Source organism: Vicinamibacterales bacterium (assembly GCA_036496585.1).
Lineage (GTDB): Bacteria > Acidobacteriota > Vicinamibacteria > Vicinamibacterales > 2-12-FULL-66-21 > JAICSD01.
This window is the reverse complement of the sequence record DASXLB010000021.1, coordinates 97,880-110,205: the sequence shown is the minus strand read 5'-3', so window position 1 is coordinate 110,205 and position 12,326 is coordinate 97,880. Positions and strand designations below refer to the sequence as shown.

Annotated in this window: 8 protein-coding genes; all 8 read right to left on the bottom strand. The window is 66.7% G+C overall.

The genetic code is table 11. The annotated features are described in order from the left end of the window. Positions 1-180: 180 nt before the first annotated feature. Positions 181-1,953, bottom strand: a complete 1,773-nt coding sequence (mutL, locus tag VGI12_06775) for a DNA mismatch repair endonuclease MutL (GenBank protein ID HEY2432362.1) — start codon at positions 1,951-1,953, stop codon at positions 181-183. Beyond that, a complete protein-coding gene (gene corA / locus VGI12_06770) occupies positions 1,944-2,912 on the bottom strand; it encodes a magnesium/cobalt transporter CorA (protein HEY2432361.1) in 969 nt (322 codons plus the stop codon). The genes mutL and corA overlap by 10 nt, the downstream gene beginning before the upstream one ends. A gap of 8 nt (positions 2,913-2,920) precedes the next feature. Next, positions 2,921-5,629: a pyruvate, phosphate dikinase gene (gene ppdK / locus VGI12_06765; GenBank protein HEY2432360.1), complete on the bottom strand. Its 2,709-nt coding sequence runs from the start codon at positions 5,627-5,629 to the stop codon at positions 2,921-2,923. A gap of 145 nt (positions 5,630-5,774) precedes the next feature. Then, positions 5,775-7,955, bottom strand: a complete 2,181-nt coding sequence (gene glyS, locus VGI12_06760; GenBank protein HEY2432359.1) for a glycine--tRNA ligase subunit beta — start codon at positions 7,953-7,955, stop codon at positions 5,775-5,777. A 79-nt stretch (positions 7,956-8,034) separates the two neighbouring features. Beyond that, positions 8,035-8,931 carry a glycine--tRNA ligase subunit alpha gene (locus tag VGI12_06755; protein HEY2432358.1) on the bottom strand — a complete coding sequence of 299 codons (897 nt, stop codon included), beginning with the start codon at positions 8,929-8,931 and terminating at the stop codon, positions 8,035-8,037. Positions 8,932-8,980: 49 nt separating this feature from the next. Then, on the bottom strand, positions 8,981-9,733 hold the full coding sequence (gene recO / locus VGI12_06750) for a DNA repair protein RecO (GenBank protein ID HEY2432357.1): 753 nt from the start codon (positions 9,731-9,733) through the stop codon (positions 8,981-8,983). A gap of 256 nt (positions 9,734-9,989) precedes the next feature. Continuing rightward, entirely contained in the window at positions 9,990-11,351 is a 1,362-nt protein-coding gene (gene mgtE, locus VGI12_06745; protein ID HEY2432356.1) for a magnesium transporter, read from the bottom strand. Between the two features lie 86 nt (positions 11,352-11,437). Then, entirely contained in the window at positions 11,438-12,313 is an 876-nt protein-coding gene (locus tag VGI12_06740) for a hypothetical protein (GenBank protein HEY2432355.1), read from the bottom strand. Between the last annotated feature and the right edge of the window lie 13 nt (positions 12,314-12,326).

The following is a 12,326-nucleotide window of genomic DNA, read 5'->3' as shown; positions in this document are numbered from 1 at the left end:
GGCAGCTGCGACGGGCAGCGTTGCGCACCGGACAGACGCGTCCGGCCGCCTTTATCGCTTGGAACAGCTAACAGGAATATCTGCAGGGTAAACCCCCACGTCCTTCGCGTCAAGGGTGTGACCGCGTATTGCTGAGGTGCGTGCGCCAAAACGGCATGAGCGGCGGGCCCCCAGCCTCGATCAGATCCTCTGGAAGCTCTTCTCGATCTCGCGCCGCGTCAGCCGCAGCACGACCGGGCGACCGTGCGGGCAGACGCTCGAATAGGCCGTGCGCCGCAGCTCCTCGAGGATGTAACGCATCTTCTCCAGGGTCAGCGGATAGTTGGCCTTCACCGCCGCGTGGCACGCCATCGTCGCGGCGATGCGGCGCAGCGCTTCCTCGGCCCGCGTACCGGCAGTCAGACCGTCGAGATCGTCGGCGAGTGCACGGATCGTCGCCTCGCATTCGCGGGGATCGAGCATCGACGGAACGGCCGACAGCCTCACCACGTCGCCGCCGAACTCCTCAACCTCCATCCCGAACTTCTCGAGCGTCGCCGCGTGCAGCTTCAACGCCTCGCGCTGGACTGAGGAGAGATCGAGCAGGATCGGGGTCAGCAGCCGCTGGCTCTCGAGCCGGCCCGTCGTCAGCCGCTCAGTGACCTGCTCGAAGAGGACGCGCTCGTGGGCGACGTGCTGATCGATGATCGCGACCCCCTCATCGTCGACGGCGATGATGAAGGTGTCGCGGAATTGCCCCAGCGGAATCATGGGGCGAATGGTCGTCGCGGAGGCTGGCAGCTGGACATCGCCTGGGTGCGGGGCGCCGGCATCCGGAAACGGGTAGCCGGCCGCCGGCAGCTGCTCGCGATTCCACCGGTTCCCTACCGCCGCGCCGGCCATGATGCCGGGAATCGCCATCGCCGTCGGTACGATCGGCTGCTCGGCGCCGCCTTCGAGATGGAACTGGACCTCCGGCGCACGCCCCTGCCCGAGCGCCTCGCCGAGCCCTCGACGAAGTACTTCGTGGACGAGCGACTGCTCGAGGAAGCGGACCTCCGCTTTCGTCGGGTGGACGTTGACGTCGACGCGGTCGGGCGCAATCGTCAGGAACAGGTGCACTTCCGGACTGCGCTCCTTGATGGTCGCGACGCTGTAGGCTTCGATGATCGCGTGCGCGATCGTCCGGTCCTTGACGATGCGGCGGTTGACGAAGACGTTCTGGGCGCCGCGCGTCGGCCCCTGGTCGCCGAGCGCCGCGACGAAGCCTTCAATCTGCAGGCCGCCCGCGTCCTTGCGGATCTCGACGAGATCGGCGCGATCGCCGAACAGCTGGAAGAAGCGGTCGCGCAGCGTCGCCGCCGGCGGGCACTGCAGCACCTGCCGACCGTTGGACGTCAGCGAGAAGCCGACCTCGGCGTAGGCGAGCGCCAGCTGTGTCGTCAGACGCGAAATCTGCGTCGTCTCGGCGACGTCGGACTTGAGGAACTTGCGCCGCGCCGGCAGGTTGAAAAAGAGGTCGGCGACCTCGATCGTGGTCCCTTCCGGCGCACCGGCTTCGCGCATCGAGGAGATGACGCCGGCGTCGACCCTGATTTCCGTGCCCGACTGTGCGCCGCGCGCCCGTGTGCGCAGCGTGAAGTGCGACACCGAGGCGATCGATGGCAGCGCTTCGCCGCGGAACCCGAGCGTGCGGATCGCTCCGAGGTCGTCGGCGCGGCGGATCTTGCTCGTCGCGTGCCGCTCGATCGCGAGACGCGCGTCCTCCGAGTCCATCCCATCGCCGTCGTCTTCGACGCGGATCAGCCGCTTGCCGCCCATCTCGACGGCGATGGTGATGCGGGTGGCGCCGGCGTCGAGCGCGTTCTCGCACAGTTCCTTGACGACAGAGGCCGGACGTTCGACGACCTCGCCGGCGGCGATCTGGTTGGCGAGATCCGGAGCGAGACGGTGGATCTTGGCCACTAGATCCACCCGCGGCGGCGGAAGTAGATCAACATGGCGGCCACGATCCCGCCCATCAGGCCCATCAGCACCCAGAACATCGCGATGCCGCTCAGTCCGAAATGCGGCAGGTCGACGTTCATACCGTAGAGACCGGTGATGAAGGTCAACGGCATGAACACGGTCGCGATGATCGTCAGGATCTTCATGATCGTGTTCAGCTGATTCGAGACGATCGCCAGGTTGGCGTCGAGCAGGCTCGTGATCCGATCCTGGAAAACCATCGACTCGTCGGCGAGGCGAACGAGGTGGTCGTAGACGTCGCGGTAGCGGTAGGACATCTGCTCGTCGATGATCGGGAACTCGCGGCGCGCCAGGCGGCCGACCACGTCGCGCTGCGGCTGGACGACGCGGCGGAGCGAGGCGACGTCGCGCTTGAAATCCAGGATGTCCTTCGCCAGGTTGGCGGCGCCCGCTTCGAAGACGCGCTCCTCGAGGGCATCCAGCCGCTCGTTGAGCTCTTCGATCTCCGGGCGGTAGTTGTCGACGATCGAGTCGATGATGCGGTGCATCAGCGCCGCCGCGCCCTCGCCGAGCGCCAGCGAATTGCGCTCGCAGACCTTGGTGATCTGGTCGATCGATCGTGAATCGCCGGAGTGAATCGTGACGAGGTAGTTCGGACCGAGAAAGAAGTCGACGTCGTGGGTCTTGAAGCAGTGCTCCGGCGCCTTGAAATCGATGCGGTGCAGGATCAGGTAGAGGTAGGCGCCGTAGGACTCGACCTTGGGGTATTCCAGCTCGCTCAGCGCGTCTTCCACCGCCAGCTCGTGGAAGTGGAAGACGTCGCGGAGCACGTGCTGGCCCTCGTCCGGCGAAGGATTCATCACGTCGACCCAGACCTGCACGCCGCTGCCGGGGGCGAGCCAGGCGGGATCGACCTGATCCACCTGGCTCGTCCTGCCCCCGACATGGGCGAAGATCTTGAGCACGCCCGGCCTTACTTCGACTGCAGCGCCGCCTGCGCCGCCGCCAGCCGCGCCACGGGCACGCGATAGGGCGAGCAGCTCACGTAGTCGAGGCCGACCTGCTCGAAGAACTGGATCGACGCCGGATCGCCGCCGTGCTCGCCGCAGATCCCGAGCTTCAGGTTCGGCCGCGTGGCGCGCCCCTTCTTCACGGCGATGTCGACGAGCTGGCCAACGCCGGTCGTGTCGATCGTCGCGAACGGGTTCTTCTTGACGATCTCGAGCTCCTGGTAATGGGGCAGAAAGGATCCCGAGTCGTCGCGCGACATGCCGAGTCCGGTCTGCGTCAGGTCGTTGGTTCCGAAGCTGAAGAACTCGGCCGACTGCGCGATCTCGTCGGCGGTCAGTGCGCCCCGCGGGATCTCGATCATCGTGCCGACCATGTAATTCAGCTTGACCTTCTGCTCCGCCTGCACCGCTTTGGCCGCCTGGTGCACCACCTCGATCTGCAGGTCGAGCTCCTTTTTGAAGCCGACCAGCGGAATCATGACCTCGGGCCGGACCTTGATGCCTTCCTTCTGGACCTGGGCCGCGGCCTCGAACACGGCGCGCGCCTGCATCGCCGAAATCTCGGGATAGCCGATGCCAAGGCGGCAGCCGCGGAAGCCGAGCATCGGGTTGAACTCGTGCAGCTGCTCGACGCGCTGGTGGATGCGCGACGCCTTGACGCCGATCTTCTTCGCCAGCTCCTCCTGCTGCTGCTTGGTGTGCGGCAGGAACTCGTGCAGCGGCGGATCCAGGAAGCGGATGGTCGCCGGGTAACCCTTGAGGGCGCGGAAGATGCCCGCGAAGTCCTCGCGCTGGTACGGCAGGAGCTTGGCAAGCGCCGCCTTCCGCTCCTCCACCGTCTCGGCGAGGATCATCTCGCGCATCGCATCGATGCGATCCCCCTCGAAGAACATGTGCTCGGTGCGGGTCAAGCCGATGCCGACCGCGCCGAACGCGACCGCGTTCGCCGTCTGCTCGGGTGTGTCGGCGTTGGTCCGCACGCTCATGCGGCTCGCCTCCGAGCACCACTTCATCAGCTGCTGGAAGTTCTTGAACTTCTCGGTCTTCTGCGCGGCCTGGTCACCGTGGATCAGGCCCGCGACGATCTCCGACGGCGCCGTCTTCACCTGGCCGGCGTAGACCTTGCCGGCGGTGCCGTCGATCGACATCCAGTCGCCTTCCTTGTAGGTCTTCTTCTCGACGGTGACCGTACGCGCCTGGTAGTCCACTTCGACGGCGGCCGCGCCGCACACGCAGACCTTGCCCATCTGGCGGGCGACGAGCGCCGCGTGCGACGAGACGCCGCCGCGCGCCGTCAGGATGCCCTCGGCGGCGATCATGCCGCGCAGATCCTCGGGCGAGGTCTCGACGCGGACGAGCAGGACCTTCTCCCCCTTCTCGGCCGCCGCGACCGCGCGCTCGGCGTTCAGGTAGATCTGACCGGACGCCGCACCGGGACCGGCCGGCAGGCCCGTGGCGATTGCTTTCGCCTTGGCCACTTCCGACGCGTCGAACACCGGCGCCAGCAGCTGCTCGAGCTGGTCGGCGGGATTGCGCAGCACCGCCGTCTTCCAGTCGATCAGCTTCTCCCTGTGCATGTCGATCGAGAACTTCAGCGCCGCCATCGCGGTGCGCTTGCCGTTCCTCGTCTGCAGCATGTAGACGGTGCCCTCTTCGATCGTGAACTCGAAGTCCTGGACGTCCTTGAAATGCTTCTCGAGCGTCTGGCGGATGCGCTCGAGCTCGGCGTACGCCTTCGGCATCTGCTTCTTCAGCTCGGCGACCGGCTCCGGCGTGCGCACACCGGCGACGACGTCCTCCCCCTGGGCGTTGATCAGGAACTCGCCGTAGAACTCCTTGACGCCGTTGGCCGGGTTGCGCGTGAACGCGACGCCCGAGCCAGAGTCGTCACCCGTGTTGCCGTAGACCATCGCCTGGACGTTCACCGCGGTGCCCCACTCCGTCGGGATGTTGTACTTGCGGCGATAGACGATCGCGCGGTCGTTCATCCACGATCCGAACACGGCGCCGACGGCGCCGAGCAGCTGATCCCACGGCGAATCCGGGAACTGCTTGCCGGCGCGCTCCTTGACGAGCGCCTTGAAGCGGGCGACGAGCTCCTTGAGATCGTCCACCGTCAGCTTGGTGTCCTCGACGTCGTGGTGATAGCGATCGTGCTTGAGCCCGTGAATCACGGTCTCGAACGGATCGTGATCTTCGTTCGCGCGCTTCTGGACGCCGAGCACGACGTCGCCGTACATCTGCACGAAGCGGCGGTAACAGTCCCAGGCGAAGCGCGCGTTGCCGGTCTTGACCGACAGAGCCTCGACGGTCTTGTCGTTGAGCCCGAGGTTGAGGATGGTGTCCATCATGCCCGGCATCGAGTCGCGGGCGCCGGAGCGCACCGAGACGAGCAGCGGATTCTTCAGGTCACCAAAGATCTTGCCGGTCTGCTGCTCGAGCGACTTGACGCCCGCGTCCATCTGGGCGCGCAGCGCCGGCGGATACGACCGCTTGTTGGCGTAGTAATACGTGCAGACCTCGGTCGTGATGGTGAACCCGGACGGCACCGGCAGTCCGATCCGGCACATCTCCGCGAGATTGGCGCCCTTACCGCCAAGCAGCGGCTTCATGCCGCCGTTGCCGTCGGTCTTCTTGCCGAAGAGATACACGTACTTTCCGGCGCCCTTCACAGGCGGGGTCTGGGCTTTAAGCTTTGAGCTCTGGGCTTTCGAGGCTTTGCGCGCTGATTTCTTCGCCATTACGTTTGCTGCACTCCTGTTCGATGGCCGATATCCGAAGTTCGATGTGCGATGGGTGCGGTTGCAGGGCGTGCCTTCAGGCCTGCTTTTCTGCAACGATCTCCGAAATGTCTCCGAGCCGGAGAATGAGCGCTTCGAGGCGCTTCATCAACCCGAGACGTGCCGTCCGCAGCGCCGGGTCATCCACCATGACGAACACGTCCGCAAAGAATGTGTCGACGGCGGGACCGAACTTCGCCGCTTCGGCGAATGCACGCCGGTAGTCGCCGGCAACGATCGACGACTCGATGACCTGCTGCCGGCGCTCGAGCTCGTCGCGCAGCGCGACTTCCGCCGGCTCGCCGAGTGGTGCCAGGTCCGCGTCGGTGCCTGCCGGCAACTCACGGGCGATGTTTCTGACGCGCTTGAACGCCGTCGCGAGCTTCGTGAAATCGGCCGACGAGGTGAACTCGGGCAGCACCGTGAGCATGCGCCGCGCGATGAGCGGGCTGAGCGTGCCGACGTCGCCATGCGTCACGGCGCGGATGTTTCGCGCATCGAAGCCGCGCTGTTCGAGCACGAAGCGCGCGCGTTCGAGCAGGAACGGGCGCAGCGCCGCGGCCCCGTCACCCGACAGGTCGATCACCTGGCCGATCGTGACAGCGCGGTCGACGCCCGTCAGCTCCGGCAGGTCCACGAGAATCTTGAGCAGCCCGTGCGCCTGGCGCCTGAGCGCGAACGGATCGCGCGACCCGGTCGGCTTCTCGCCGGCGTTGAAGAGCGAGACCAGCGTGTCGGCCTTGTCGGCGATCGATACCGCCGCCCACGTCTTCGCCGCCTCGCCGAGCTGGGCGCGAGTGGGCGGCGCATCCGCTTCGACGCTCTGCGGCAGGTAGTGGTAATAGATCGCCTTCCAGACCGCGGACGGCAGTCCTTCCTCCCGCGCGTAGATACCGCCCATCACGCCCTGCAGCTCGGGGAACTCGAACACCATGTCGGTGACGAGATCCGCCTTGGCCAGGCGCGCGGCCATCGCCGCGTGCGCCGCCGCATCCGGCGCACCCAGAACATCGGCGGCAATCGTGCGGGCCAGCCTCTCGATCCGCTCGGCCTTGTCGCGATAGCTGTTCGCGGCGAGTTTTTTGTGGAACGTCAGGCTGTGCAGCCGCTCGAGCCGGTCCTCCAGCGTGGTCTTGCGATCCGATTCCCAGAAAAACCGCGCGTCGCGCAGCCGCGCCGTGACGACGCGCTCGGCATTCTTCGCGATGCGGCGTTCGTCCGAGGGCTGCGTATTGACGACCGCCAGGAACGCTTCCTTCAGCGCCCCCTTCTCGTCGCTCACCGGGAAATAGTGCTGGTGATGGACGAGCGTCGTCGTCAGCACCTCGTGCGGCAGGTCGAGAAAGCCGCGCTCGTAGAAGCCGGCCACCACCCCCGGATACTCGACGAGATCGGCGACCTCGTCGACCAGCGCCGCGTGATCGCGCAGGGGCACGCGTCCGCCCAGCTTGCGCGCCTTCGACTCGAGCTCGCGGGCGATCCGATCGCGCCGCTCGGCGTGATCCAGGATGACGAAGTGCTCGGGCAGCCGCGCCCGATACTCCTCGAACGAGCGGACCTTGACCGATCGCCCGGCACGGCCTGAGGTCGCCAGGAAGCGATGCCCGTAGGTGACCGCGCCGGAGGTCACCTCCTGCACCTGCGACGAGAGGACGTTCGGCAAACGGCCGATCGAGAACGGGACGACGCGCCCGCCGTACAGGTAGAGCAGCCAGCGGATCGGGCGCCCGAAGACGAGCTCGCCCTTGCCGTCTTCGAGCATCGCGTCCCAGTGCATCTGCTTGGGAAACGCGATATCGCGCAGCAGCCCAGCGAGCAGCTCCGGCAGCGCGTCGACGGTGCTCTTGCCGCGCACGTGACGGCGCGCGGCGATGTACTCGCCCTTGTCGGTCTTGACGCGCTCGAGCGCCTCGACCGCGACCCCCTGTTTCTTCGCAAAACCGATCGCCGCCGGCGTCGGCTCGCCCGCCGCATTGAACGCGGCGCTGACCGGCGGACCGCTGACGGTCTCGTCGAGATCCTCCTGCCGCTCGGGCATGCGGCCGACACACGCGGTTAGCCGCCGCGGCGTCGCATAGGTCTCGACCGGCGCGTCGGGCTTGAGCCGCATGCTCGCGAGCCGCGCCGAGAGCTTCTCCGCCAGCTGCGTCGTGAGCCCAGGCAACCAGGCAGCCGGCAGCTCTTCGACACCAATCTCGAGTAACAGTTCACGATCCATTTATTCACCGAGGGGCGTCGCCGCTCGGACTCCCCTCCACGCTCTCTCGCCGCGCCTCGCTCGTGCCCCAGATCGCCCGCTAGGCATGCGATCCCTCTTTGCGATCGTTCGCGCCAGGCTCGTCCACGCCGGCCCAGTGCTTCGCGATCGCGACGGCCATCTGCCGGACGCGCAGGATGTACGACATCCGCTCGGTGACGCCGACCCCGCCCGCAGCATCGAGCAGGTTGAACATGTGCGAGCACTTGAGGCAGTAGTCGAGCGCCGGCAGCACGAGATCGGAGCGCAGGAGCGTCTGCGAGAGCTGGTAGTACTTCTCGAACAGGTCGCGATGCAGCGCAATGAACTCCGGCTTCGGCATGTCGACCCGTCCGAAGGCGTACTTCGACTGTTCGACCTCGTCGCGGTGCCGCACGTCGCGATACGTGACGCCGGACGCCCATTCCAGATCGAACACGTTGTCGACGTCCTGCAAGGCCATCGCGAAGCGCTCGAGCCCGTAGGTCAGCTCGACGGAGATCGGCTGAAGGTCGATGCCGCCCGCCTGCTGGAAATAGGTGAACTGCGTGATCTCCTGGCCATCGAAGAGCACCTGCCAGCCGATGCCCCAGGCCCCGAGCGTCGGCGACTCCCAGTTGTCTTCCTCGAACCGCACGTCGTGCGCCCGCAGATCGATGCCGCACGCCTCGAGGCTCTGAAGGTACAGCTGCTGCACTTCGTCAGGCGCCGGCTTGAGGATCACCTGGAACTGGTGATGCTTGAAGAGGCGGTTGGGGTTGTCGCCAAATCGTCCGTCGGCGGGCCGCCGGGACGGTTGCACGTAGGCCACGCTCCAGTGTTGCGGCCCGAGCACCCGGAGGAACGTCTCGGGATGCATCGTCCCGGCGCCCATCTCGATGTCGAGGGGCTGCTGCAGCAGACAGCCCCGGGTCGCCCAGAATTCCGAGAGTTTGAAGATAAGTTGCTGTAGGGTCACGCGATCTGCTGATTATATCGGAGGGCGGGGAGCGGCGGAGTGCAGAGGGCTACCGGAGCTGGCGCAGCACGCGCGCGGACTTGAGCTCCTTCTCGAGATGCAGGTGCAGCAGGCGCCGGTGCACCGTCTCGAGTTCGCGGGCGGCCCCGGGATCGAGCGTCATACCGATGAGCGAGTCGGGGCTTGCCGCGCTGGCGGTCCTCAGAAAGTGCATGGCCTGGAGCGAAAGCGGCGACCCGCCGGGCGAGGCGCAGCGGCGGCATACGTAGTGGTGCTCGCGGGCGGGCATCACCGCGCCGCCATCGTAGGCGCCGCCGCAATCAGGGCAGGCCGCCAGGAGCGGATAGACGCCCTGCAGCCGCAGCAGCCAGAACTCGAAATAGCGTGCCAGCGGATCGGCGGGTGCGCCGCCTGCGAGCGCGTCGATGACCGACGACCCGAGCCGGAACAGGCGCTCGTCGGCATGCCCTTCCGGCGCCCACTCGTCGATCAGCTCGGCAAAGTACTCGGCGTGTCCCAGCGCGAAGACGTCCTGCGTGCCGCGCGCCACCACCGAGAGCGCGCTCCGCTGCGGCTCGACGTAGTTGAGGCGCACCAGATCGCGCAACTCGCGCTCGTAGTAGGCGACGGCGGCCCGCGTCAACGGCTCGAGCGTGCCGGTGAACCGCGATCGCGCCCGCCGCGCCCCTTTCGCCACGCCGCGCTTCTTGCCGCGATCCTTCGTCAGGAACACGACGATCCGATCCGCCTCGGCGAGCTTGTAGGTGCGGAGGATGAGCGCCTCGGAGGTGTAGACCGGCATACCGGGGAAGGGACAGTTTAGTGGAGGGTGCAAAAGGTGCAAAGGGTGCCAACGGTGCTAAGGGTGCGGGTGCTAAGAGTGCCAAGGGTGCAAACGGTGCTCGTGCCAAGGGTGCCGGCGCCTCGGCGCGGCTTGCACCAACCACCATTCGCACCGCGCGGCGCCAGCACCCCTAGCACCCCTAGCACCCTTAGCACCCACACCCTTAGCACCGTTGGCACCCTTTGCACCTTTTGCACCTTTTGCAGCTTCTCTTCTATTTGTGCGCGGATCGCAAATAGAGCGTGGCCAGGCCGAGGAACGACGCGAAGCCGGCGATATCGGTGAAGGTCGTGATGAACACGGTCGAGGCCAGCGCCGGATCGACCTTCAGCGCCTTGAACCCCAACGGAATCAGCGTTCCGGCGGCCCCGGCGACGAACAGGTTGACGATCATCGCGAGGAACAGCAGCACGCCGATCGACGGCTGCCCCGCCATCGCCCACGCCACGAGCGCCGCGACGGCTCCCGTCGCCACGCCATTGCCGACGCCGACGAGCATCTCCTTGAGCAGCGCCTTTCGCGAGTTCGCCCACGTCAACTCGCCGAGCGCCAGCCCGCGCACGATGACGGTCAGCGTCTGGGTCGCCGCGTTGCCCCCCATGCCGGGCACGATGGGCATGAAGATCGCCAGCGCCAGCCAGGCACTCAGCGTCGGCTCGAACAGCTTGACCACGCCGGCAGCCACGAACGCCGTCACCAGGTTGACCAGCAGCCACGGAAAGCGCTTCCGCAGCGACTCGCTGGCCGGCGAGAACACCCGCTCGTCGGTCGACACGCCGGCGAGGCGGTAGATGTCCTCGGTCGCCTCGTCCTTGATGACGTCGATCACGTCGTCGACGGTGATGATGCCGACGAGCTTGTTCTCCTCGTCGACGACCGGAATCGCCAGCAGGTTGTAGGACGCGACCTGGCGCGCGACTTCCTCCTGATCGGTGTCGGTCCGCACACTGATGATGTCGGTCGTCATGATCCGCTTGAGCGGGGTCGACGGTGGCACCAGGAGCATGCGGCGCAGCGAAATCACGCCGACCAGGTGACGCCGCACGTCGACGACGTAGAGATAGAAGACCATCTCGACGTCGCGCGATCCCTGGAGCGTGGTGATGGCTTCGCCGGCGGTCATGTCCTCCGAAAGCGCGAAGACTTTCGGGTTCATGATGCGGCCGGCCGTCTGCTCTTCGTACTCGAGCAGATCTCCGACCTCGTCGCCAGGCCGCTTTTCGATCAGTTCGAGGACCGCGGCGGAGAGCGGCTCCGGCAGATGGTCGACAATCGCCGCGGCGTCGTCGGATGGCAGCTCTTGGAGGAGGCGGGCGATGTCCTCGGCCGAGCGATCGGCGAGCAGTGCCGCGCCCGCTTCCGGACCGGCCTCGGAGAGCGCCTCCATCGCCAGCTTGCCATTGCGCTCGACGAGAAAGGCAAAGGCGGCGGCTCGGTCCCGCTCGCCCAGCTCCGAGAAGACCTGGGCGAGATCGGCGGGATGTTGTTTCTGCAGCAGGTTGACGAGGTTCGCAGTGGCGCCGAGGCGCATCAGCCGTCGGACCGAGTCGAGGACGACGTCAATCTTCCGCTGCACCATGCGATCCGCTCAATCTACCATGGCGACTGAGCGGATCGCGATCGCCGGAGCTGACGGTCCCGCCTCCCTGGTCGACGGCCGATCTATTTCCTCGATTCGAGCATGCGGCGGACGCCGCTGTCGCGCACCGTGTAGTCGCTGGGCACGATGAACAGCGATGGATCCGGCTCGGCGCGCACGATATTGGTCAGCCGATAGGACGAGTCGCCGCTGCGTGGATCGGAATAGTGCGTCAGCACCAGCACTTTGAGTTCGGGCGAGCGCCACTCTTCAGACGTAATCGTGAGCGGCTGTTCGTTGCCGACCTTGCCGGCCGGGATCGTGGTCATCGTCTTGCGCCCCTCGACCGCCACGCCCTCGAGCGTCTTGTGCTCGAGCGGGCCCGGTTCGGGGGCGTAGGCGACAGCGATGTCGCCGCCCGGCGTGCGCATTCTCACTTCGCCGCCGCCGGCGCCCCCGGACCGCGCGCGCATCTCGCCGGCCGGGGCCGCCTTGGTCGCCGTCAGCTGCTCGGCTTCCACCTTCAGCTTCTGTTCGGCGACCTGCATTTTCTCCATGATCCCCGCGGCGGTCCCGGTCGGCGTCCGCCACGCGATCTTGTTCTGCGGATCGAGCGAATACGAATACCCCGCGACCGGATCGACGATCGAAATCATCGGGCCGCCGTTGGGAACGTAGGGCACCTCGCGCGAGACCGCCTGCTGATCCTCTTCGCGGCGGGTGCGTCCTTCGCCGTCGCGATACACGTGCCCGGTGTTCTTGCGGACGATGCGGTTGCCGTCGGCGAGCACCTGCACGCCCTCGACCACCGTGTCGGCCGAATAGGGCGCGCCTTTGATCGCGTTTTCGAGCGGCACCCGGGTCGCGACTTCGGCCGCGACCTTGCGCCCTGCCTCGTCCTGCGCGTAGGCGCTTGCGCCCGCCAGCAGGGCCACGGCGGCGATGGTCAATACACGCATGGGTCTGTCTCCT